Annotated in this window: 20 protein-coding genes; 11 read left to right on the top strand and 9 right to left on the bottom strand. The window is 69.3% G+C overall.

Annotated elements, in window-relative coordinates; all coding sequences use genetic code 11:
• The first annotated feature begins 18 nt into the window (after positions 1–18).
• The 9 genes from AC1DVI_RS14830 (at position 19) to AC1DVI_RS14790 (ending at position 10,690) form a co-directional block, all read left to right on the top strand.
• Positions 19–522 carry a type III secretion system chaperone family protein gene (locus AC1DVI_RS14830; protein ID WP_109068036.1) on the top strand — a complete coding sequence of 168 codons (504 nt, stop codon included), beginning with the start codon at positions 19–21 and terminating at the stop codon, positions 520–522.
• A gap of 5 nt (positions 523–527) precedes the next feature.
• Positions 528–1,343, top strand: a complete 816-nt coding sequence (proC, locus tag AC1DVI_RS14825; RefSeq protein ID WP_476958597.1) for a pyrroline-5-carboxylate reductase — start codon at positions 528–530, stop codon at positions 1,341–1,343.
• A 6-nt stretch (positions 1,344–1,349) separates the two neighbouring features.
• Entirely contained in the window at positions 1,350–1,832 is a 483-nt protein-coding gene (locus tag AC1DVI_RS14820; protein ID WP_476958596.1) for a YbaK/EbsC family protein, read from the top strand.
• Positions 1,833–1,983: 151 nt separating this feature from the next.
• Entirely contained in the window at positions 1,984–3,639 is a 1,656-nt protein-coding gene (locus AC1DVI_RS14815) for an acyl-CoA synthetase (protein WP_476958595.1), read from the top strand.
• Complete coding sequence (locus AC1DVI_RS14810) at positions 3,636–4,856, top strand: GNAT family N-acetyltransferase (protein ID WP_476958594.1); 1,221 nt, start codon at positions 3,636–3,638, stop codon at positions 4,854–4,856. The genes AC1DVI_RS14815 and AC1DVI_RS14810 overlap by 4 nt, the downstream gene beginning before the upstream one ends.
• A 121-nt stretch (positions 4,857–4,977) precedes the next feature.
• Entirely contained in the window at positions 4,978–7,380 is a 2,403-nt protein-coding gene (locus AC1DVI_RS14805; RefSeq protein ID WP_476958593.1) for a methyl-accepting chemotaxis protein, read from the top strand.
• A gap of 109 nt (positions 7,381–7,489) precedes the next feature.
• Entirely contained in the window at positions 7,490–8,725 is a 1,236-nt protein-coding gene (locus tag AC1DVI_RS14800; protein ID WP_476958592.1) for an O-antigen ligase family protein, read from the top strand.
• The gene (locus AC1DVI_RS14795; protein WP_476958591.1) at positions 8,722–9,666 is read left to right on the top strand and encodes a glycosyltransferase family 9 protein; all 945 of its coding nucleotides are present in this window, start codon (positions 8,722–8,724) and stop codon (positions 9,664–9,666) included. Before AC1DVI_RS14800 ends, AC1DVI_RS14795 begins: the two co-directional genes overlap by 4 nt.
• Before the next feature lie 37 nt (positions 9,667–9,703).
• Positions 9,704–10,690: a lysylphosphatidylglycerol synthase transmembrane domain-containing protein gene (locus AC1DVI_RS14790; protein WP_476958590.1), complete on the top strand. Its 987-nt coding sequence runs from the start codon at positions 9,704–9,706 to the stop codon at positions 10,688–10,690.
• Here the strand turns inward: AC1DVI_RS14790 and queG are convergent.
• From queG to AC1DVI_RS14745, 9 genes are all read right to left on the bottom strand, one after another.
• Positions 10,662–11,735: a tRNA epoxyqueuosine(34) reductase QueG gene (gene queG / locus AC1DVI_RS14785; RefSeq protein WP_476958589.1), complete on the bottom strand. Its 1,074-nt coding sequence runs from the start codon at positions 11,733–11,735 to the stop codon at positions 10,662–10,664. The genes AC1DVI_RS14790 and queG overlap by 29 nt on opposite strands.
• A 56-nt stretch (positions 11,736–11,791) precedes the next feature.
• Positions 11,792–12,256: a preQ(1) synthase gene (queF, locus tag AC1DVI_RS14780; protein ID WP_476958588.1), complete on the bottom strand. Its 465-nt coding sequence runs from the start codon at positions 12,254–12,256 to the stop codon at positions 11,792–11,794.
• Entirely contained in the window at positions 12,249–13,451 is a 1,203-nt protein-coding gene (gene tgt, locus AC1DVI_RS14775) for a tRNA guanosine(34) transglycosylase Tgt (protein WP_476958587.1), read from the bottom strand. The genes queF and tgt overlap by 8 nt, the downstream gene beginning before the upstream one ends.
• Positions 13,451–14,470, bottom strand: a complete 1,020-nt coding sequence (gene queA / locus AC1DVI_RS14770) for a tRNA preQ1(34) S-adenosylmethionine ribosyltransferase-isomerase QueA (protein WP_476958586.1) — start codon at positions 14,468–14,470, stop codon at positions 13,451–13,453. The genes tgt and queA overlap by 1 nt, the downstream gene beginning before the upstream one ends.
• Positions 14,471–14,527: 57 nt before the next feature.
• On the bottom strand, positions 14,528–15,874 hold the full coding sequence (locus AC1DVI_RS14765; RefSeq protein WP_476958585.1) for an ABC1 kinase family protein: 1,347 nt from the start codon (positions 15,872–15,874) through the stop codon (positions 14,528–14,530).
• 72 nt (positions 15,875–15,946) lie between these two features.
• Positions 15,947–17,371, bottom strand: coding sequence for an FAD-binding oxidoreductase (locus AC1DVI_RS14760; protein ID WP_476958584.1), 1,425 nt, complete (start codon positions 17,369–17,371; stop codon positions 15,947–15,949).
• A gap of 179 nt (positions 17,372–17,550) precedes the next feature.
• Complete coding sequence (locus tag AC1DVI_RS14755) at positions 17,551–17,952, bottom strand: bacteriohemerythrin (protein WP_172428710.1); 402 nt, start codon at positions 17,950–17,952, stop codon at positions 17,551–17,553.
• 80 nt (positions 17,953–18,032) lie between these two features.
• Positions 18,033–19,838 (bottom strand): M3 family oligoendopeptidase, encoded by a 1,806-nt coding sequence (locus AC1DVI_RS14750; RefSeq protein WP_476958634.1) that lies wholly within the window; start codon positions 19,836–19,838, stop codon positions 18,033–18,035.
• A gap of 169 nt (positions 19,839–20,007) precedes the next feature.
• Positions 20,008–20,364, bottom strand: a complete 357-nt coding sequence (locus AC1DVI_RS14745) for a hypothetical protein (protein ID WP_476958583.1) — start codon at positions 20,362–20,364, stop codon at positions 20,008–20,010.
• A 297-nt stretch (positions 20,365–20,661) separates the two neighbouring features.
• On the opposite strand from AC1DVI_RS14745, the gene AC1DVI_RS14740 reads away from it, so the two are divergent.
• The gene (locus tag AC1DVI_RS14740; protein WP_476958582.1) at positions 20,662–21,732 is read left to right on the top strand and encodes an extracellular catalytic domain type 1 short-chain-length polyhydroxyalkanoate depolymerase; all 1,071 of its coding nucleotides are present in this window, start codon (positions 20,662–20,664) and stop codon (positions 21,730–21,732) included.
• Positions 21,733–21,914: 182 nt separating this feature from the next.
• On the top strand, positions 21,915–23,837 hold the full coding sequence (locus AC1DVI_RS14735) for a propionyl-CoA synthetase (RefSeq protein ID WP_476958581.1): 1,923 nt from the start codon (positions 21,915–21,917) through the stop codon (positions 23,835–23,837).

Below are 23,837 nucleotides of genomic sequence, written 5' to 3'. Positions count from 1 at the left end.
TTACAGGAGGACGCCGACATGTCGGCTGTTGCCGTCGACACCCCCTCATCCGCGCACAATCCCCTGGACATCGTCGAGGAGATCGTCACCGCCAACGAATGGCCCTTCGAGCGGGCCGGCGAGGACGAGCTGATCGTCGAGATCGGCGGGCGCTGGTGCGATTACCGGCTCTATTTCGTCTGGCAGTCCGACGTCAGCGCGATGCAGTTCTCCTGCCAGTTCGACATGAAGGTCCCGGCGGCGCGCCGGTCCTCGGTCAACGATCTGCTGGCGGAGGTGAACGCACGCATGTGGCTGGGCCATTTCGACGTCTGCTCCGAGGAGCACACCCCGATGTTCCGCCAGACCATGCTGCTGCGCGGTTCGCGCGGCGCGACGGTGGAGCAGCTCGAGGACCTCGTCGAGATCGCCCTGTCGGAGTGCGAGCGCTTCTACCCCGCCTTCCAGTTCGTGATCTGGGGCGGCAAGTCCGCGTCGGAGGCGGTGTCCGCCGCCATCCTCGACACCGCCGGGGAGGCGTGAGCGTTATGACGCAGGGGTGCACGTTGCTTCTGGCCGGCTGCGGCAAGATGGGCGGCGCGATGCTCGACGGCTGGCTGAAGGCCGGCATCGTGTCCAGCGTCGCCGTGGTGGAGCCGTCCGGACTGCCGGAGGCCCTGCGCGGCAACCCCGCCGTCGTCCTGGCGAGCGGCCCGGACGCCGTGCCAGCCGGCTTCGCACCGGATGTCGTCGTTCTGGCCGTCAAGCCGCAGGTGATGGACGCGGTCCTGCCGGCCTACCGGGCGCTCGTCCGTCCCGGCACGGTGTTCCTCTCCGTCGCCGCCGGCAAGACCATCGCCTCCTTCGAATCGGCGCTGGGGGAGGGGGCGGCCATCGTCCGCTCCATGCCCAACACGCCCGCCGCCATCGGCCGCGGCATGACCGTCGCCGTCGGCAACCCGGTGGTGACCGAAGCGCAGAAGGCGCTGTGCGATTCGCTGCTGCGCGCGGTCGGCGACGTGGCCTGGGTGGAGGACGAGTCGCTTCTCGATCCGGTGACCGCCGTCTCGGGCAGCGGCCCGGCCTACGTCTTCCTGATGGTCGAGGCCATGGCGAAGGCCGGCGAGGCCGCCGGGCTGCCCGCCGCGCTTGCCATGCGTCTGGCGCGGGCCACCGTTGCGGGGGCGGGCGAACTGCTCCACCAGTCCCCGACCGCCGCCGCCGACCTGCGCAAAGCGGTGACCAGCCCCAACGGCACCACCCAGGCGGCGCTCGACGTCCTGATGGCCGGGGATGGGATGCAGCCGCTGCTCGACCGCGCCGTCGCCGCCGCCGCGAACCGTTCCCGCGAACTGGCGAAGTAAGGCGCCATGGCCGCCCTCAGCCCCACCGCCCAACGGGTCCAGGCCTTGCTGGACGGGTTCGGCCATGGCCACAGCGTGGTCGAGCATGAGGGCAGCACCCGCACCTCGGAGGACGCCGCGAACGCTGTGGGCTGCGCCGTGGCGCAGATCGCCAAGTCCCTGATCTTCCGCGCGAAAGACAGCGGCCGTCCGGTGCTGGTGGTGGCCAGCGGGGCCAACCGTGTGGACGAGAAGGCGGTGGGCCGGCTGATCGGCGAGAGGATCGAACGGGCCGATCCGGACTTCGTCCGCGAGAGCACCGGCTTCGCCATCGGCGGAGTGCCGCCCATCGGCCACGCCGTGCCACCGCTGGTCCTGATCGACGCCGACCTGATGGGCCTCGACGCGATCTGGGCTGCCGCCGGTACGCCCAACGCGGTCTTCCGTCTGACCCCGGCGCAACTCGTCGCCATCACCGGCGGTCGGGTCGAAGCCGTCCGCAAGGGCTGACCGCGCGCGGAGCGATCCGGTCAACCGGGCAGGATGCCGCAGCGCGGCATGACCGCGCATCGCCGGGCCACCCCTCTTCCAAGCCTCTGGATTCTCTGGCAAGACTCATCCCAACGAGTTCTTGAACAGAGACGCATCAGGGAGGCCCCCCGTGACTGACGCCCGGCATAACCCGTACGAGACCGACCTCGACCAGAACGCCGCCAACGCGGTACCGCTGTCGCCGCTCTCGTTCCTGCGCCGCACCGCCGCCGTCTATCCGCAGCGCATCGCCGTGATCCACGGACCGGTCCGCCGAACCTGGGCGGAGACCTACGAACGCTGCGTGCGCCTCGCCTCGGCCCTGGCCAAGCGGGGCATCGGGCTGGGCGACACGGTCGCGGTCATGGCCCCCAACACACCGGAATCCTTCGAGGCGCATTTCGGCGTGCCGATGACCGGCGCGGTGCTGAACGCCCTGAACATCCGCCTGGACGCGGAGGCGCTGGCCTTCATCCTTGAGCATGGCGAGGCCAAGGTCCTGCTGACCGACCGGGAGTTCTCCAGCGTCATCTCCAAGGCCGTCCACATGCTGGAGCCGAAGCGCCGCCCGATCGTCATCGACATCGACGATCCGCAGGCCAAGGGCGGCGAACTGATCGGCGAGCAGACCTACGAGCAATTCCTGGAGACCGGCGACCCGGCCTACGAGTGGCCGATGCCGGCCGACGAATGGCAGGCCATCGCCCTCAACTACACCAGCGGCACCACCGGCAACCCCAAGGGCGTCGTCTACCACCACCGCGGCGCCTACCTGAACGCCATGGGCAACGTGCTGACCTGGGCGATGCCGCACCATCCCGTCTATCTGTGGACGCTGCCGATGTTCCACTGCAACGGCTGGTGCTTCCCCTGGACGGTCACCGCCATGGCCGGCACCAACGTTTGCGTCCGCACCATCACCGCCAAGGGCATCTACGACGCCCTGGCCGACCTCGGCGTCACCCACATGTGCGGCGCCCCCATCATCATGGGCCTGATCGTCAACGCGCCGGAGGACCAGAAGAGGGAGATCCCGACCGGCGTGAAGATGATGACCGCCGGCGCCGCCCCGCCCGCCGCGGTGATCGAAAAGATCGAGCGGCTGGGCTTCGACGTCACCCACGTCTACGGCCTGACCGAGGTCTACGGTCCGGTCACCATCTGCGCTTGGCACGAGCATTGGAACGACCTGCCGCTGGAGGAGCGCGCCGCGCTAAAGGCTCGGCAGGGCGTGAACTACGCCACGCTGGAAGGGCTGATGGTCGCCGACCCCAACACGCTCCAGCCGACCCGCAAGGACGGCGTGACGATGGGCGAGATCTTCATGCGCGGCAACACCGTCATGAAGGGCTATCTGAAGAACCCCAGGGCCACGCAGGAGGCCTTCTCCGGCGGCTGGTTCCACACCGGCGACCTCGGCGTCTGGCATCCCGACGGCTACATCGAGCTGAAGGACCGGTCGAAGGACATCATCATTTCCGGCGGCGAGAACATCTCGACCATCGAGGTCGAATCGGTGCTCTACAAGCATCCGGACATCGTCGAGGCCGCCGTGGTCGCCCGCCCGGACGAGAAGTGGGGCGAGACTCCCTGCGCCTTCGTCACCGTGAAGGAGGGCAAGCAGCTGACGGAAGCCGAGGTGATCGCCTATTGCCGCGAGCATCTGGCCCACTTCAAATGCCCGCGCACGGTCGTCTTCACCGCCCTGCCGAAGACCTCGACCGGCAAGATCCAGAAATACGTGCTGCGCGATCAGGCCCGCGCGCTGAACGGAGCGAAGGTGTGACCGCTGTGACCGGGGGCTTCGGCCCCCTTCTGCCCGAGGAGCGGGCGGACGCCGCGGCCCTGGTTCGCCAGGGCTTCGGCATCCCCCGCGAGTATTTCGACCGGTCGGTGGAGTTGTTCGGGCCGGACGTGATGCGCGGACTGCGCGCCGGGCCGGAGGCCGGAAGCACCGGTCAACTCGTCGCCTGCGCCGCCGTCTGGCCGATGGATCAGTGGTTCGGCGGGCGCGCGGTGCCGTCCTGCGGCGTGGCGGCGGTGGCGGTCGATCCGGCGGAGCGCGGGCGCGGCTACGGCACCGCGCTGATGCGCAGTCTGCTGGAGGAGGCGCGGGCCGGGGGCGCCGCGCTGTCGGTGCTTTATCCGGCGACCCTGCCGGTCTACACCCGCCTGGGATTCGGGCGGGGCGGGGTGTCCTTCGACTGGAGCGCGCCGCCGGCCGCCCTGGCCGCCGGGCCGCCGCCGGAGGACGGGTGGATTCGTCGAACCGACGCGAGCGACGCCAGCCAGCTTGCGGCGCTACGCCGCAGCCTGCTCACCACCGCCAACGGTCTGGTGGAGCGCAATGAGGGGCTGTGGAGCTTCGCCCTCTGTCCGGACGGCGCTCCGTCCGATGTTTACACTTTGGGTGGTCCAAGGGGGGTGGAAGGATACGTCGCGGTGGCGCCTCCGTCGGACCGGAAGCTGGTGGTTGCGGATCTATGCCTGCTCAGCCCGCGAGCGGTGCGGCTGGCGCAGAGGTTCCTGGCCGGCTACCGGGCGCAGGTCGACCGCGTCTCCTGGCGCGGCGGGCCCGACGACCCATTGGTCCTGATGGCGTCGGACAGCGGTCCGCGTGCCGACGCTCGGGACGAATGGCTGTTGCGCATCCTCGACCTTCGACGCGCCTTGGAGGCCCGCGGCTATCCACCTGTGGTTGCCGGTGAGCTGATTCTTGACGTCACGGATGCGATGATTCCTGAGAATTCCGGCACTTTCCGGTTGCGCCTGTCCGATGGAAAGGCCGCCCTGGACCGGGTTCCGGAAAAGACGGGCGGCGGTGGAAAGGCGGCTGGAGCGGTGCTTTCCCTGTCCATCTCGGCCCTCGCCGCCCTCTACGGCGGGCACAAGGGGCCGCACATTCTCCGTCAGGTTGGTCTTCTGCGCGGAGGGGAGGAGGCGTTGGCGCTGGCGGCGCTGTTTTTCTCGGGTCCAGCGCCTTGGATGCCGGACCGGTTCTGAAGCGGTGATACCAGTTGCGTTTATCAAACCAGAAATTAACCCTTTCTGATGTATCCCTTAGCGACAAAGGCATGACGACGGCCGGCGTATGAGGCCGTCCGATCCGGGGGAGCCCGATTTCATGACGATTGGAACGCGGATTGCGCTCGGTTTTGCGGCGGTCCTTCTGATGACGGTCGCGGTGGCGTTCGTTGGCTGGAACAGCCTGCGCACCTACGCCGGCCGCGTCGATCTGGCGGCCCACACCGCCGAACTGGATGCCCGGCTGAAAACCGTGCGGATCGAGGAAGCCCGCTTCGTCACCGAGCGCGACTCCAAGGCCGCCGACAATGTGCCCGGCATGCTGGACCGGCTGCGCGACGAGGCGCAGGGCACGCGGTCCGCGCTTGAGGACGCCGGCAGCATCCGGCTGGTCGACGAGATCCTGGCCGGCATCGCCGGCTACCGCAGCGCCTTCGCCAACTTCGTTGCCCAGGACAAGGAGGCCCGCGCCCGCACCCAGAGCATGGAGACGCGCGCCCAGGCCCTACGGGAGATCGCGGAAAAGATCGGTAACCAGCAGTCTGACCGCTACGAGCAGAACATGGTCAGTCTGAAGGACGCGGAGCACGCCGTGCGGCAGAGCCGCGACACCTCCGACCGCGCCGACCGGCTGATCGAGATGGTGCTGGAGGCGCGGCGACTCCAGTCCGACTTCGCGCACACCCGCAACCCCGCCACCATGGCCGCCGCCGGGGAGGCCATCGCCGCCCTGCTGGCCAACGCCGAGACCATCGAGAAGGATCTCGTCGGCACCAACGACGAGGAGTTGGCCCAGCGGATCGTCACCATCGCCGGCGCCTACCGGATGGTGTTCGAGCAAACCGGCGCCGAAGGCGCCGGCGATTCGGCCAGCGGCCGCATCCAGGCGCTGGATCGCCATGCCCATGAGATCCAGAATCTCGCCCACGAGATGCAGGAGAATCAGGCGATGGTCTCCAGCGCGTTGCAGGAGGCCGCGAACTTCGCCCAGAGCGAGGTGAACGAGGCTGTCCAACTGCGCGGCATCGCCATGCGTCTGATCCAGGGTGCTCAATCCGCGATGCTGGGGCAGCGCGACTTCATCCTGATGAACGGGGACGATGCCGGTGCGCGGGTGCATGGCGCGGTGAAGGAGACGCTGGCGCTCGCCACCCAGGCCGGGGCCGTGCTGGTCGATTCGGAAGGCCGCGCGCTGATCGCCGCCATCACCGAGGCGGCCCAGGCCTTCGACAGGGAGTTCGCCGCCCTCGTCACCACCAGCGAGAGCCAGCGCACGGCCTCCAGGACCATGGCCAAGGCTGCGGGCGACGTCAGCGAGCAGGTGGCCCGTCTCGTCTCCATCCAGCGCGACGACCGCGAGAACGGGCGCAGCGGGGCGGAGCTGATCATCATCATCGGCGCCGCCGTGGCGCTGGCGCTGGGCATGGTGATGGCGTGGATCATCGACCGCGCCATCACCCACCCGATGCACGCCATGACCAAGGCGATGGGACGGCTGGCCGAGGGCGACCTGACGGTGGACATCCCCGGCGGCGACCGCAAGGACGAGTTGCGCGCCATCGCCGACGCGCTCAGCGTCTTCAAGGAGAACGCCCTGGAGATGCAGCGCATGGAGGGCGAGCGGGAGGAGATGCGCCGGCAGATCGACGCCGACCGCCGCCGCACCATGAACGAGTTCGCCAACGGTTTCGAACAGGCGGTGTCGGGCGTCGTGCTGTCGCTGACCGAGTCCGCCGGCAACCTGGGCCGCGACGCGCAGGAGATGTCGTCCGACGCCGCCCTGACCACCGCCAAGTCGAGCGCCGTCGCCGCGGCGTCGGAGCAGGCGTCCAGCAACGTGCAGACCGTCGCCGCGGCGGCGGAGGAGCTGTCCTCGTCCATCGCCGAGATCTCCCGCCAGCTCAACAGCAGCTCGCAGGTGGCGGTTGGGGCGGCGGCCAAGGCGACCGAGACCAACGGCATCGTCGAAGGTCTGGCCGAGGCGGCGCAACGCATCGGGCAGGTGGTGGACCTGATCGGCGAGATCGCCGAACAGACCAATCTGCTGGCCCTCAACGCGACCATCGAGGCGGCGCGGGCCGGAGAAGCCGGAAAGGGTTTCGCCGTGGTGGCGACCGAGGTCAAGAACCTCGCCGGCCAGACCGCCAAGGCGACCGAGGAGATCTCCAACCAAGTGGCGCAGATGCAGGCGGCGACGGGCGGGGCGGTGGGCGCCATCCGCACCATCTCCGACGCGGTCGGGACCATCAGCAGCACGGTCACCGAGATCGCCCGCGCCATGGAGCAGCAGGGTCTCGCCACCCGCGAGATCGCCCAGAACGTCAACCAGGCCGCCGAGGGCACGCAGGAGGTGATGCACCACATCGCCGAAGTGACCAACGCCGCCACCAAGACCGGGGGCGCCGCCGACGCGGTCCTGAGCGCCAGCCGCACGCTGGCCCGGCAGGCCGACCATCTGCGCTCCGAGGTGCAGGGCTTCCTGAACAAGGTGCGGACCGCCTGATCGCGGTACAACGGGGAGCCGGGGGGCCGAAAAATCCCCCGGCCCGTTCCCGTTGCTTTCGCACGGGGCATCTGTTAAGCCGCGCCGTGCCTCACGGACGCGAGATCTCATGGCCTTCCCCTTGTCACAGCGCGACTCCGCACGGGGAATACCCGACGCGATCCTGGCGGGTCTGGCCGGTGTGGCGGTCGCGGCGCTCGGCCCGTTGGCCGCCATGGCGCCGCGCGGTTTGCCGGTCTGGGCCATCCTGATCGCGCTGATCGGGCTGGCTGGCCTGGCCCGCCGCGGCGCCCTGGGGCGGCTGCAACGGGCGATGCCCGGCACGGCGGTGGTTCTCGCCTTCCTGGTCCTGGCCTCTCTTTCCATCCTGTGGAGCCCATCGCCGCGCGCCGGCCTGACGGTGGTGGAGATCGGCTACATCGGCTTCGGCGCGCTGGCCGGCGGGGCGTGGATGTCCTCCCTGCCGGGGGTGGAGGCGCGGCGGCTGACCGGCCTGTTCCTGGTGGGCGTGTTCGCCGGCGTCCTGCTGTTCGCCGTGGAGGCGGCGCTGGATTTCCCGCTGCACCGCTGGTGGAACCATGTGCCGGCGGGCGTGGAGATCGCCGAGACCAACGTGCCCAAGCGCACGGCGGTTCTGCTCTGCCTGCTGGTCTGGCCGGCGGCGATGGCGCTCGACCGGGCCGGGAGGCGGGGGTTGGCCGTCGCACTTCCCGCGGTCTTCGCGGCGGCCTGCCTGCTGCTGACCAGCCGGTCGGCCATGCTGGGCATTGCCGTCGGCGGGGTGGCCTTCGCGTTGGCTGTCTGGTCGCCGCGGCTTGTCCGCGGGGTGCTGGCGGCGGTGCTGGGGGTGGCCTTTGCCTTTGTGCTGCCGCTGGTGCTGCTGTTCGACCGCGTGCTGAACCTGGACGGTGCCGACTGGCTGTTCCGGTCCGCCCAGCACCGGGTGGAGATTTGGGGCATGGCCGCCAGCCGGGCGCTGGAGACGCCCATCTTCGGACAGGGCATCGACGCTTCCCGCGCGCTGGAGCCGGAGGGGGCGGTGTCCCGCTTCGGCACGCTGACCGACAGCCTGCTGCCGCTGCACCCCCACAACGCCTTCCTGCAGGTCTGGCTGGAGCTTGGCGCTTTCGGCGCCGTGCTGGCCCTGGCGGCGGCGCTGCTTCTGCTGCTCGGCACGGGGCGGCTGGAACGGCGGCTGCAACCCTTCGCGCTGGCCCTCTTCGCGTCCGCGCTGGCGATGGCGAGCACGGCCTACGGCATCTGGCAGGCGTGGTGGATGGGCGGCATGCTGGCCGCCGGCCTGATGCTCCGCCTGGCCGCGCGCACGCCGGCGGGGGGAGAATGACGGTGGAGAGCGGCAACGAACCCCGCCGCGTCCTGGTCATCAAGCTGGGGGCCTTCGGCGACTTCTTCCTGGCCCAGACCGCCTTCTCGGCCATCCGGCGGCACCACGCCGCCGACCATCTGGCGCTGCTGACCCTGCCGTCCCTGGCTCCGCTCGCCTGTCTCAGCGGCCTGTTCGACGAGGTTCTGGAGGACCCGCGGGAGCGGTCGCTCGGGGCCTATCGGCGCGTCCGCCGCCTGCTGCGCGCCGGGCGTTTCGACCGGGTCTACGACCTCCAGGCGCAGCGGCGCACTGACCGCTACTTCTGGCTGCTGGCCCCCGGTCCCTGGCCGGAATGGTCGGGCACGGCCTGGGGCGCCTCGCACCGCGATCAGTATCCGGGGCGCCGCAAGGTGCCGGTGATCGAGCGCTACACCCGGCAGTTGGCGCCCTTCGGCATCGTGCCGGACGCGGTGCCGGACCTGTCCTGGCTCGACGCCGACATCGGCGGGTTCGGCATCGCCGCGCCCTACGCGCTGCTGATTCCCGGCTCCTCCCCCGGGCGGCCCGACAAGCGCTGGCCGGTCGAGCGCTATGGCGAACTGGCGCGCGCTCTGGCGGCGCGCGGCATCACGCCGGTCGTCCTGGGCACGGCCATCGAAGCGGACCTCGCGCGGGCCATCGCCGCCGCCTGTCCACAGGCCGTGGACCTGACCAGCCGCACCAGCGTGCCGGAGATCGCCGGGTTGGCCCGCCGGGCCTGGGCGGCGATCGGCAACGACACCGGCCCCACCCATCTGGTGGCATCCGTCGGCTGCCCGACGCTGGGGCTGTACTGCGACGCGTCGGTCCCCATCCAGGCCAACGGACCGCGCATGGCCGTCCACCACCGGCCGTCCTTCGCCGACATGGACGCGGCGGGCGTGTTGGCGGCGGTGGACGCTCTTCCACCGAACCGGTAGAGTGCCGGCCGGACATTTTCCAGGAGTCATGAAGGATTTGAGCAGCCAGGACGCCAGCGCCATGCCCGCCGAAACGGTCACCCTGCCCGAAGGGAAACCGGGCGGGCGCCTGATGCTGCTGGCCAAGCTGGCGGTGACCCTGGGGGTTCTGGGCGTTTTGGGGGTCAAGGCCGACTGGCCGGCGCTGCTGGCGCGCGTCGCCGGCGCAAACCCGGTCTGGTTGGCCGCCGGTTTCCTGGCCAAGTTTCTGTCGGTGGTCTGCGCCGCGGAGCGCTGGCGCGACTCCCTGTGGGCCGCGGGTGAGCGGGTGTCGCACGGCTTGGCGATGCGGCTGATGTTCACCGGCCTGTTCTTCGGGCAGGTGCTGCCGGGCGCACTGGGTGGCGACGTGGTGCGCGGCTGGCTGACCTACCGGGGCGGGGCATCGTCCACCGCCGTGGTGCTGGCGCTGGTGCTGGACCGGCTGCTGGCCCTGGTCGGCTGCATCCTGCTTCTGTTCCTCGGCCTGCCGCATCTGGTCGCCACGGCGCCGCCCTCAGTCGCCTGGGCCGGTCCGGCGGCGGTCGTTCTGCTCGCCGTCGGGCTCATGGCGGGGCTCCAGGTGGACCGTATTCCCCTGCCGGGCATCCTGCTGCGCCCGCCGGTCCGGGCGGCGCAGGCGCAGGTGGCGCGGCTGCGCGGTGCCTTGTTCGGCCGGCCGGCGCTGGTCGGGCTGCTGCACAGCGCGGCGGTGCATCTGTGCACCATTTTCGCGGTGATCGCCTACGCCCACGCGCTGGGCATCCCCATGCGGGTGCTCGACGCGCTGGCCGTCGTGCCGATGACCATCTTCGCGGCGGCCCTGCCCATCTCGCTGAACGGCTGGGGTGTGCGGGAAGGGGCCTTCGTCGCCGGCTTCGCGCTCTACGGCCTCGGCGCCACCGACGCGCTGGCCCTGTCGCTGATGATCGGGTTGTCGGTCACCCTGTCGTCGCTGCCGGGCGGCCTGCTCTGGCTCAGCCTGAAGGGCTCTGGGCGGCCCTGAGCCGGGCCAGCGCCCAGCCGGCGGCGTCGCGCACCACCTCGCTCGGGTCTTCCAACAGGCGTTCGGCCGCCCGTTCGGCTGCTGGGGCGTGGCGGGCGTCGCCGCTGTTGCCCAGCGCCGTCAGCACGTTGCGCACGAAGCGGTCGCGCCCGATCCGCTTGATCGGGGAGCCGCTGAAGACCTGCCGGAAGCCGGCGTCGTCCAACTGCGCCAGATCGGCCAGCCGCGGCGCCGTCAGCTCCGCCCGCGGCAGGAAGGCCGCCTCGCGCGAGCGCCGGGCGAACTTGTTCCACGGGCAGGCGGCCAGGCAATCGTCGCAGCCGTAGATGCGGTTGCCCATCAGTGGGCGCAACTCCTCCGGGATCGGTCCCTTGTGCTCGATGGTCAGGTAGGAGATGCAGCGCCGCGCGTCCAACTGGTTGGGGGCGGGGAAGGCGGCGGTGGGGCAGGCGTCCAGGCAGCGCCGGCACTGGCCGCAGCGGTCCGTCCCCGGCGGGTCCGGCGGCAGCTCCAGCGTCGTGTAGACCTCGCCCAGGAACAGCCAGGAGCCGTGGGACCGCGACACGAGGTTCGTGTGCTTGCCCTGCCAGCCCAGCCCGGCCTTCTCGGCCAGCGGCTTCTCCATCACCGGGGCGGTGTCCACGAAGACCTTCAGCTCCGCCTTGAAGCGGTGGGCGATCCATTGGCCCAGCGTCTTCAGCCGGCCCTTGATGAGGTCGTGGTAGTCGCGGTTCCTCGCATAGACCGACACGATGCCGCGGTCGGGATGGGCCAGCAGGGCGCGCGGGTCCTCCGCCGGGGCGTAGCTGGTGCCGAGCGCGATGACGGTGCGCGCCTCCGGCCACAGGGCCTGGGGATGGACGCGGCGGTCGGCCTTGTCCTCCATCCAGCCCATGTCGCCGTGCCGTCCCTGGCGCAGGAATTCGGCCAGCCGCGCCTTGGCCTCCTCGCCCAGCTCCGCCCGTGCGAAGCCGACCGCGTCGAAGCCCAGCGACAGGGCGCGGTCGCGGATGGCTTCACGGGTGGAGGTGTCTGGGTCGGGCATGGCGATGTTATGAGCTGCTTAACCTTCTCCCCGGAGGGGAGAGGGGACTTCCCGGATCAGCCGCGGCCGCGGTAGGTCTGGACGTCCTGCGACGGAATCCACACGCCCTTCGGCGGTTCGCCGGTGGCGTAGAACACGTCGATGGGGATGCCGCCGCGTGGGTACCAGTAGCCGCCGATGCGCAGCCACACCGGCTTCAGCTCGTCCACCAGACGCTTGCCGATGCCGACGGTGCAGGCCTCGTGGAAGGCGCCGTGGTTGCGGAAGCTGGTCAGAAACAGCTTGAGCGACTTGGATTCCACCAGCCACTCGCCCGGCACATAGTCGATGACCAGATGGGCGAAGTCCGGCTGGCCGGTGATCGGGCAGAGTGAGGTGAATTCCGGCGCGGTGAAGCGCACGACATAGTGGTCACCGGGATTCGGGTTCGGCACGCGCTCCAGCACCGCCTCTTCCGGCGTCTTCGGCTGGACGGTGGCGCCGCCGAGCTGGGTCAGGCCGGCGTAGATACTCTCAGACATCGGCGGATTCCTTCTTCACGGGCTTCGCCGGCTTGGCCGGCTTTACCTTCAGGGCGGCCAGCGGGTCCTCGGTGGCCGGAACGTCGCCCTCGTTCAGGCGGGCCTCCAGCGCGCTCGCGACCTCTTCGAACCGGCCGTCCTCGATGGCCTGCCGAAGCTCGGCCATCAGGTCCTGGTAATAATGCAGGTTGTGCCAGGTCAGCAGCATCGGCCCCAGCATCTCGCCCGCCTTGAACAGGTGATGCAGATAGGCCCGGCTGTGGTTCCGGCACGCCGGGCAGCCGCACTCCTCGTCGAGCGGGCGCTCGTCATGGGCGTGGCGGGCGTTGCGGATGTTGATGGTGCCGCGCCGCACGAAGGCCTGACCGGTGCGGCCCGAACGGGTGGGCATCACGCAGTCGAACATGTCGACGCCGCGCCGCACCGCCCCGATCAGGTCGCTGGGACGGCCGACGCCCATCAGGTAGCGGGGACGCTCCTTGACCATCAGCGGCTCGGTGAAGTCGAGCACGGTGAACATCGTCTCCTGGCCCTCGCCCACGGCGAGGCCGCCGATGGCGTAGCCGTCGAAACCGATGTCGGACAGCGCCGCCACGCTCTCCGCCCGCAGGTCGGCGTAGACGCCGCCCTGTACGATGCCGAACAGGCCGTAGCCGGGCCGCTCCACGAAGGCGTCCTTGCTGCGCCTGGCCCAGCGCATCGACAGCCGCATGGACGAAGCCGCCTGCGCCTCCGTCGCCGGGAAGGGGGTGCACTCGTCCAGGCACATGGTGATGTTGCTGTCCAGCAGATGCTGGATCTGGATCGAGCGCTCCGGCGTCAGATGATGCTTGCTGCCGTCGAGGTGGGATTTGAAGGTCACCCCCTCCTCGGTCATGGTGCGCAGGTCCGACAGGGACATGACCTGGAAACCGCCGCTGTCCGTCAGGATCGGCTTGTCCCAGTTCATGAAGCGGTGCAGGCCGCCCAACTGCCCGACGCGCTCCGCCGTGGGACGCAGCATCAGGTGGTAGGTGTTGCCCAGCAGGATTTCCGCGCCGGTGGATTTCACCGCGTCGCTGGTCATCGCCTTGACGGTGGCGGCGGTGCCCACGGGCATGAAGGCCGGCGTGTTGATGACGCCGTGCGCGGTGGAAACCAGCCCGCGCCGGGCGCGCCCGTCGGTCTTCAGAAGCTCGAACCCGATCCCGGTCATCACACCCTCCGGAGCAGCGACGCGTCGCCGTAGCTGAAGAAACGATAGTTCTGGCCGATGGCGTGCGCGTAGGCCGCCTTCATCGTGTCCATGCCCGCGAAGGCGCAGACCAGCATGAACAGGGTGGAGCGGGGCAGATGGAAGTTGGTCACCAGAAGGTCCACGATCTTGAAGCGGTAGCCGGGGGTGATGAAGATGTCGGTGTCGCCGCTGAAGGCCAGGATGCTGCGGTCGTCCAGCCCCGCCGTCTCCAGGATGCGCAGCGCCGTGGTGCCGACCGACACGATCCGCCCGCCCGCGGCGCGGGTGGCGTTGATGGTCTCGGCCGTCTCCGCAGAGATCTCGCCCCACTCGCTGTGCATGCGGTGCTCGGCGATGTCGTCCACCTTGACCGGCAGGAAGGTGCCGGCCCCGACATGCAGCGTCACCGGCACGCGGCGGACGCCGCGCGCGTCGAGCGCCGCCAGAAGCTCCGGCGTGAAGTGCAGCCCGGCGGTGGGGGCGGCGACGGCGCCCTCCCGTGCGGCGAAGACGGTCTGGTAGTCGGCCGCGTCCTGCTCGTCCGCCTCGCGCCGGATGTAGGGGGGAAGCGGCATCCGGCCGTGGCGGTGCAGCGCCTCCATCAGCGCCGGCCCACCCTTGGAGAAGCGCAGGCGCACCTCCATCCCGTCTTTGGCGACGACCTCGGCCGCAAAGTCGTCGGCGATGACGATGACGTCGCCGGGCTTCAGCCGCTTGCCGGGGCGGGCGAAGGTCGCCCACTCCCGCTCGCCCTCACGCTTGTGGAGCGTGATCTCCACCCGCACCTCGCCGCGCCGCCCGTCCAGCCGGGCGGGGATGACGCGGGTGTCGTTGACGACCATCAGGTCGCCCGGCTCCAACAGGGCGGGCAGGTCGCGCACGGTGCGGTCGTGCAGACGCTCAGCCACGTCGAGCAGACGGGCGGCGTCACGCGGCTTGGCCGGATGCTCGGCGATGCGGTCCGGCGGAAGGTCGAAGTCGAAATCGGCGGTCTTCATGGGAGCCGCTCGTATAGACCAAAGCGGTGGGACGGGGGAAGCATTACGAGTCGGCACTTACTCGGGCAAAGGGAGTGACTGCGCGGTCAGGGCGGCGGTCTGGCGGGCGTGCAGGACATCCACGTCGAAGCCCTGGATCATCTCCTGGAACAGCCGGTACCAGTTCACCTCGGCCTGGAGATGCAGGAAGACGGAGCCCAGCCCGATGGCCGCGCGGTCCATGAAGACGAACTCCCGCGGCACCTCCACCCCGCCGACGCGGCGCAGCTCGGCATGGACCTTGGCGGCGGTCTCGCGGCCGTAATGGCCGGAGTTGGTCTCCTCGATGCGGCGGCTGCGGTCGTCCATAATCGGGGCGTAGACGAAGCGCGCCCAGATGTTCAGCACGTCCACCAGCTCCTTGGTCGGGTTGCCGAAGCCCCAGGTGCGGTAGGCCTCCACCGCCTTGTCCTGGTTGCCGGTCTGCAGCGCGTCGTAGAGGTCGATCACCCCCTTCACGAAACGGGCCGGGAAGACGCGGACGCAGCCGAAATCCAGCAGGTTGATGGAGCGGTCGGGCCGCACCGTGTAGTTCCCCAGATGCGGGTCGCCGTGGATGATGCCGTAGCCGTAGAAGGGCACGTACCAGGCCCGGAACATGTTCATCGCCAACTCGTCGCGGGCCTCCGGATGGTCCTTCACGAACTCCAGGATCTTGCGGCCCTCCACCCATTCCAGGCTCAGCAGGCGCCGGGTGGAGAGGTCGGGCACCACCGCCGGCACATGAACACCGGAGGTGTCGGCCAGCATGGCGCGGTAGAGGCGGGCGTGCTTGGCCTCGCGCTCGTAATCCAGCTCCTCGCGCAGCCGGGCGCCGATCTCGGCCTGGATCTGCTTGGTGGAGATGGCGCTGTCCGTCCGCTCGAAGATGGCGAAGATCAGGCCGAGCTGGCGCAGGTCCGCCTCCACGGCGGAGGCCATGTCCGGGTACTGGAGCTTGCAGGCGAGGCTTTGCCCGTCCAGGCCAACGGCCCGGTGCACCTGCCCCAGCGAGGCGGCCGCGGCGGCGCTCTGTTCGAAATGGCGGAAGCGCTTGTGCCAGGCGGGGCCCAACTCGCTCGCCATGCGGCGCTTGACGAAGGGCCAGCCCATCGACGGCGCGTCGGCCTGGAGCTGCGACAGCTCCTGCACATACTCGCGGGGCAGGGCGTCGGGGATGGTGGACAGCAGTTGCGCCACCTTCATCAGCGGTCCCTTCAGCCCGCCCAGCGCGGCGCGCAGTTCGGCGGCGTGGCGATCCCGCTCCAGGGGGATGCCCAGCACCCGTTCTCCGGCGAAACGGGCCGCAAGGCCCCCCACGGCGGTCCCGACCCGCGCATACCGCGCGATCCGGCCGCCAAGCCTGTTCTCATCCGTGTTCGGCATGCCGAATAGGTGGGTGCGGCGAGGCCGAAAGGCGAGTCCCAGGCTGGACGAAACCGGAACGCACCGGCGCCGTCACCCGCCCGGCGCGATGTTCTGGTTCACGCAGAACAGGTTGGTCGGATCATATTTCGCCTTCAGCGCCCGCAGGCGTTCGTAGTTCGGCCCGTAGGCGGCCTGGACGCGCTGCTCGTCGTCGGTGACGAAGTTCACGTAGACCCCGCCCGTGGCGTAGCGGGCGGTCCGGTCGGAAACGCCGCGTGCCCATTGGATGCAGGCGCTGTCCTCCGGCGGGGTGTTCCAGCGCGCGTGCACGTTCATGACGAACAGGGCGTCACGGTGAGGATAGGCAGTGGCGTCCGCCGGCACGCGGTTGGCCGCCGCGCCGAGCAGGCCGACGAAGATCTCGCACTGGTCGGAGGGCAGCCTTCCGGCCTCCTCGACCAGCAGGTCGATCAGCCCGTCCTCCAGCCCCGTGAAGTTCTGTGATTTCCAGTAGTTCCGCGCGCCGGGCACCAGGAGCGGGTCGAAGGCTGCCTGCCACGCCGCGTAGGGCATGAGGCCGACATGCTCGCCGACCGGCGTGCCCAGCGACAGCACCGGTTCCAGCGCCTTGCGGGCCGCCGCCTCGTCGTCGCCGGCGCAGATGACGGGCATGACGACCACCTCCTTGCCATGCACGTCCGGGGGGAGGAAGGGCAGGGGCGGCGCCTTGCGCAGCACCATCCAGGCGGTGGCCTCGTCCGGCAGGGCCGCCGTGGCGTCGCGGTAGCGGCGCATCAAGTCGCCGGCCCCGGCAAAGGGATGGACGACCAGACCGGCAAACACCATTGGTCCCACGGGATGCAGGCGGAAGGTGAAGGAGGTGACGATGCCGAAATTGCCGCCGCCGCCGCGGATGGCCCAGAAAAGGTCGGCATTCTCCTCGGCGGTGGCCCGCAGGAACTTTCCGTCGGCGGTGACCACGTCGGCGGCCAGCAGATTGTCCACGGTCAGGCCGTACTTGCGGGTCAGCCAGCCGAACCCGCCGCCCAGCGTCAGCCCGGCGATGCCGGTGGTCGAGTTGATGCCGACCGGCACGGCCAGCCCGAAGGCCTGCGTCTCGCGGTCGAGATCGCCCAGCGTGGCGCCGGGTGCCACCCGCGCCGTTCGGCTGATGGGGTCGACATGGACGAAGCGCAGGGCGCCGAGGTCGATCAGCAGGCCGCCGTCGCACAGGGAATTGCCGGCGATGTTGTGGCCGCCGCCGCGCACGGAGACCAGCAGCCCGTTCTCCCGCGCGAAGCGCACCGCCTGCATGACGTCGGCGGCCCCGGCGCAGCGGGCGATCAGGCCGGGCCGGCGGTCGATCATGGCGTTCCAGATCATCCGGGCCTCGTCATAGCCCGGCGACTGCGGGGTCAGCAGCGGGCCGCGCAGACGGGCGGCAAGATCGTCGACGGCTTCCTGGGAAAGGGTCGCGTCCCGCCGGTCGGCGGTGCGAAGCGTAAAATCGCCCATCAAGCACCTCCCACGTCAAAGCAGCAATTTTCGCGAATATCCGTAGCGGATTGGCGCAACAAGGGTAAAGTTTCGCCCGTGTTCAGGCCATCCGGGAAAGGGCTCCCTCCGGTGTTCTTCCGGACGGAGCCACCCCTCAATTCGGTGTTCGCGCGGCTTTGACGGTGGGAGGCGGTGGATCAGCCGCCCTGGCTGCGGATCCAGGCGGCGGTGGCGCTGTCCATGGTGTTCTTGTGGTTGATGAACCACTCCGGCACGACCTCGGTCAGATAGCCGCGGACCAAGGCCAGATTGCCGGCGGCCATGCGCTTGGCGATGCCTTCCAGCTCCAGGCGGACGCGGTTGTGCTCGTGCACATGGATGGGCGTCGGCGGGAAGCCGTACTGGTGCATCAGCTCCTCCTCGCGGGCCAGATGGTCGCGGAGGTGCTGGGCGAAGGCGGTGAAATGGGCGGGCAGGTCGGCGTCCGACGCCTTGGCGGCCTCGGCCAGAAGCTCGATGGTTTCCTTGTGGTCGGCGTCGATGATGGCGTTGCCGACTTCCAGGGACGGGCTCCAGGCGGGGATCGAGAGGGTGGGCATGGTGCTCTCCGAAGGGATCGTTGAAAGCACCATACCCATCCCGCGATTATGGATTCTTGACGTCCGTCAAGAAAACTCGGTCAGGACTGATTTTCCAGCTCGTCAACAAAGCCGCGGATGACGTTCAGCCCCTTCTGCCAGAAGGCTGGGTCGCTGGCGTCCAGCCCGAAGGGGGCCAGAAGCTCTTGGTGGCGCAGCGTGCCGCCCGCCGACAGCATCGCCAGATACTTCTCGGCGAAGCCCTTCTCCGACTCCTGGTAGACCGCGTAGAGCGAGTTCACGAGGCAGTCGCCGAACGCGTAGGCGTAGACGTAGAAGGGCGAGTGGATGAAGTGCGGGATGTAGGACCAGTAGTGCCGGTAGCCCTCGTCGAAGCGCAGCGCCGGACCGAGGCTTTCGGTCTGCACCGCCATCCAGATTTCGCCCAGCCGCTCGGCGGTCAGCTCGCCCTCGCGGCGCTCGGTGTGGACACGGCGCTCGAAGTCGAAGAAGGCGATCTGGCGGACCACCGTGTTCAGCATGTCCTCGACCTTGGAGGCCAGCATGATCTTGCGGCGCTTCGGGTCGGTCTCGCGGTCGAGCAGGGCGCGGAAGGTCAGCATCTCGCCGAACACCGACGCGGTTTCCGCCAGGGTCAGCGGCGTGTCGGACAGCAGGTGCCCCTGGCCGCCGGCCAGGATCTGGTGCACGCCGTGGCCCAGCTCATGCGCGAGCGTCATCACGTCGCGCGTCTTGCCCTGGTAGTTGACCAGCAGATAGGGGTGGACGCAGGGGACCGTGGGGTGGGCGAAGGCGCCCGGCGCCTTGCCGGGGCGCACCGGCGCGTCGATCCAGGCGTTGTCGAAGAAGCGCTTGCCCAGTGAGGCCAGATCCGGCGAGAAGCGGCCATAGGCACCCAGAACCAGATCGCGCGCCTCGTCCCAGCGGATGCTGCGGTCGGTGTCGTCGGGCAGCGGCGCGTTGCGTTCCCAGTAATCCAGATGGTCCTGGCCGAACCACTTGGCCTTCATCGCGTAGTAGCGGTGGGACAGGGCCGGGTAGGCGTCCTTCACCGCCGCGGCCAGCGCGTCCACCACCTCGTCCTCGACGCGGTTGGACAGGTTGCGGGCCGACGTTGGCGCCTTGTAGTTGCGCCACTTGTCGTCGATCTCCTTGTCCTTGGCCAGCGTGTTGGTGACCAGGGCGAACAGGCGGATGTTGTCGCCCATCACCCGGCCGATCACCGCCCCGGCCTCCTTGCGGACCTCCGGACGGCGGTCGGACAGGCGGTTCAGCGCCTCGGCGCAGGTCAGCTCCTTCCCGCCGATGGGAAAGCGCAAGCTGGCGATGGTCTCGTCGAACAGGCGGTTCCAGGCGGCGCGCCCGACCACATGCTTCTCGTGGAGCAGCCGTTCGACCTCGTCGGAGAGTTGGTGCTCGCGGAACAGGCGGACGTCGCGCAGCCAGGGGGCGTAGCGGGCAAGGTCCTTCGACGCCGTCAGCTTGGCGTCCAGCGCCTTGTCCTCCAGCCGGTTGATCTCCAGCGTGAAGAAGACCAGGTGGGTGGAGATGCCGTTCACCCGCTCCTGCGCCGACTGGTAGAACTTGGCGATGGTCGGGTCGGTCATGTTGCCGTTGTAGACCAGCCCGGCGTAGGACATCACCCGCGACAGCACCTCGTCGATGCGCTCGTACTCGCGGATGGCGGCGGCGAAGGCGTTGCCATCCAGCCCGGCCAGCTTGGTCGCGTACTTTTCGTAGAAGTCCTTGGACGCGCGTTCCATCCGCTCCAGGTCGGCCTTCAGTTCCGCCGACTCCATGCCCGGATAGAGGTCCGTCAGGTCCCAGGAGGGCAGGGCGCCGAGGTCCGGCCCGTCCCCCGCGGCGGCCAGGGCGGTGTCGGGCATGGTGGTTTGGGGAGCGCCAAGGAAATCGCCAATCGGGTACCGGGTGGCGCTGCGGGTCATCTGTCCCTCCGTTCTGGGCTTTGGCCATTCTGGGCTTTGGCCGTTCTGTGCCTGGAACGGGATATAAGCGCCGCGCGGGTTCGGGGGAAGGCTGCGCTGCGACGCCCGCTCAGGGAGCCTGGCTGTCCTGCGCGCGGCGGATCGCCGCCTCCACGCATTGCAGGTGCAGCTTCTTGCGGGCGAGCTGGCGGGTCCGCCGCTCCTCCAGGTCGGTGGTGGGCATCGCCTCGATGGCGCAGCCGCGCCAGCCGTTGGCGTCGAGCGCGCGGGCGACCTCCGCATAACCGAAATAGCCCTTGTCCGGCTGCTCCCACGGGGCGCGGAAATCGGCGCGGCGCAGGACGAAGCGGTTGGACTGGCTGGACCCGCCGAGACTGGTCAGCCGGGCCACGATCAGCCGTTCGCCGTTCGGGTGGACGACGGTCAGGATCGGGCGGATGCCGAAGACGGGCGGGTCGCTGCTCATGGCGACATGCATAGCGTTCCGGTCTCCAATAGGCCAGAGACAAGGCCGCCACGGAGGGAACCCGATGACGGATGGGACGCCGCGGCCTGTGTAAAATGAACGCAGCCATACGCAAGTATGCGATCGGGATGGTCGTTTAAAAATTAGAGGTTCACAAGTGATTGTTGCGCGTCTTCTATGGGAAATGGTGAGGCAATTTGATGCCCTGCGAATCAATTCTCCCGACGTGGGAAGGAGAGGGCGGCGATGACATTGTTGGTGCGCTTACGAAAGCCGGTATTGGCGGCGTTTTTCCTCTTGTCGTGGCTTCTTCCCGTCGCCGCGGCGCCATCTCAATCGGTTCCCGTCGAACTGCCCGCCAGCGCCTACGACGCGCAGGGCACCGCCCTGTCGGCTCTGGTCTATGTGCCGGACAGCGCGCGGGCGCGCGGCAAGGTGCCCCTGCTGGTCCTGCTGCACGGCTGCGAGCAGGATGCCCGCACCTTCTTCGAGGATTCGGGCTGGAAGGACATGGCCGACGCCCATGGCTTCGTCGCCCTGCTGCCGGCGCAGAAGCACAACCTGTTCTCCATGGTGGGGACGGGAGGGCTCGGGCGTTACGGCAACCCGCTCGGCTGCTTCAACTTCGCCGATCGGCTGAACAGCCCGTTGAAAGGCTTCGTGCCGAGTGAGGCGGCGGCCATCGCCTCGATGGTCGGGGCGGTCGTCTCCGGCAAGGGGCTGGGCGCCAACGGCCCGGCGGTGGACGCGGAACAGGTGTCCGTCACCGGCCTGTCGGCGGGGGCCGGCATGGCGGCGGTTCTGCTGGCCGACTATTCGCAGCTCTTCGCGGGCGGGGCGCTGTTTGCAGGCGTGCCGGTGATGTGCGCGCAGAGCATGCAGTCGGCCGCCTCGCTCTGCGGCATCTCGGTTATGCGCGCCTGCGCCGAGGTGAAGGCGCGCTCCGGCGGCTATGACAGCCGCGAATGGACGAAGGCGGTCCAGCGCGCCCAGCACCCCGCCGGGCGTCCGCGCGTGCTGATCGTCCAGGGGACGGCCGACTGCACCGTGGACCCGCAGAACGCCCTCCACCTGACCAACCAGTGGACGGCCTTCCACAGCCTGAAGGCGGATGCCCCCGTGGTCATCGGTCAGGTGCCCTCCTGGCCGGAGCGCGCCGTGCGGCAGGGCTACGCCCCGGCGGGCGCCAACGCCCTGTGGGTCGAGACGGTGCTGCTGAAGGGCGTCGGCCACGTCATGCCCATCGACACCGGCAACCCGCAGCGCCCCTGCGGGCGGGTGAGGGTGTCGGAGACGAAGACCTACATCGAGGATGTCGGGTTCTGCGGCGCGGCGCTGGCCGCCGGCTTCCTGCAACTGGAGCAGTAATACCCGCCGAAGGGGCGGCGGGCGGGTTCGGCACTCACCAAAGTGGTGCGACAGCCCGCCGCACCTTCCGGAATGCTGTTTGCCAAACGATGCAGATCTGACGCAGATTGGGGCCGCTGCGTGAACGTTCATTGCGCGGCTGCGGAGAAACGCGAACCAAACGAAATATAAGGGACGCCCCCATGAGCCAAAGCTCGGCCGATCGCTACAACCAGATCCACGCCCGTTCCCTGTCCGATCCCGACGGATTCTGGGGCGAGGCGGCGGAAGACATCACCTGGATCAAGCGCTGGGACAAGGTGCTGGACGACAGCAACGCGCCCTTCTACCGCTGGTTCACCGGCGGCGTCCTGAACACTTGCTACAACGCCGTCGACCGCCATGTGGAGGCCGGACGCGGCGCCCAGGCGGCGATCATCTACGACAGCCCGGTCACCAAGACCGTCCAGACCATCACCTACGCCGAACTCCAGGATCAGGTCGCCCGCTTCGCCGGCGCGCTGCGCGCCCAGGGCGTGGAGAAGGGCGACCGCGTCATCCTCTACATGCCGATGATCCCGCAGTCGCTGGTCGCCATGCTGGCCTGCGCGCGTCTCGGCGCCGTGCATTCGGTGGTGTTCGGCGGCTTCGCCCCGCACGAGCTGGCGACCCGCATCAACGACTCCCGGCCGAAGGCCATCGTCTCGGCCTCCTGCGGCATCGAGCCGAACCGCATCGTCAAGTACAAGCCGATGCTCGACGCCGCCATCGAGCAGGCGGAGCACAAGCCATCCAGCGTCATCGTCTTCCAGCGCCCGCAGGAGACCGCGACCCTGGTCGAGGGCCGCGACGTCGATTGGGCGGAGGCCGTCGCCAAGGCCGAGCCGGCGGAGTGCGTGCCGGTGGCCGCGACCGACCCGCTCTACATCCTCTACACGTCCGGCACCACGGGCCAGCCGAAGGGCGTCATCCGCGACAACGGCGGCCACGCCGTGGCGCTGAAATGGACGATGAAGAACATCTACAACGTCGAGCCGGGCGAGGTGTACTGGGCGGCGTCGGACGTGGGCTGGGTGGTCGGCCACTCCTACATCGTCTACGGGCCGCTGCTGCACGGCTGCACCACGGTGGTGTTCGAGGGCAAGCCGGTGGGCACGCCGGACGCCGGCACCTTCTGGCGGGTGATCGAGCAGCACAAGATCGGCACGCTGTTCACCGCCCCGACCGCCTTCCGCGCCATCAAGCGCGAGGACCCCAACGCCGAACTGCTGAAGAAGTACGACCTGTCGCACTTCCGCGCCCTGTTCCTGGCCGGCGAGCGGTCGGACCCCGACACGCTGCATTGGGCCGAGGACAATCTGAACGTTCCGGTCATCGACCATTGGTGGCAGACCGAGACCGGCTGGGCGATTTCCGGCAACCCGCTGGGCGTGCAGCTGTTCCCGATCAAGTACGGCTCCGCCACCCGCCCGATGCCGGGCTGGGACGTGCAGATCCTGAACGCCGAGAACAAGGAAGTGCCGCGCGGCGACATCGGCGCCATCTGCGTGAAGCTGCCGCTTCCTCCGGGCACGCTGCCGACGCTGTGGAACGCCGACGACCGCTACAGGAAGTCGTACCTGTCCGATTATCCCGGCTACTACCAGACCGGTGACGCGGGCTTCATCGACGACGATGGCTACGTCTACATCATGGCTCGCACCGACGACATCATCAACGTCGCCGGCCACCGCCTGTCCACCGGCGGCATGGAGGAGGTCCTGGCGAGCCACAAGGACGTGGCGGAATGCGCGGTGATCGGCGTGGCCGACGACCTGAAGGGGCAGGTGCCGCTGGGCTTCCTCTGCCTGAAGGCTGGCGTGACCCGCCCGCACGAGGAGATCGTGAAGGAGGTGGTCCAACTGGTGCGCGAGCAGATCGGCCCGGTCGCCGACTTCAAGCGCGCCGTCGTGGTGGAGCGCCTGCCGAAGACCCGCTCCGGCAAGATCCTGCGCGGCACCATGCAGAAGATCGCCGACAACCAGGACTACAAGACGCCGGCGACCATCGACGATCCGGGCATCCTGCCGGAGATCGCCGAGGCGCTGCAGTCGCTGGGCTACGCCAAGTCGCATCAGGCTGGTTGA

Source organism: Azospirillum sp. P4_B5, assembly GCF_056402275.1.
This window is presented reverse-complemented; position numbering and strand designations above follow the sequence as displayed.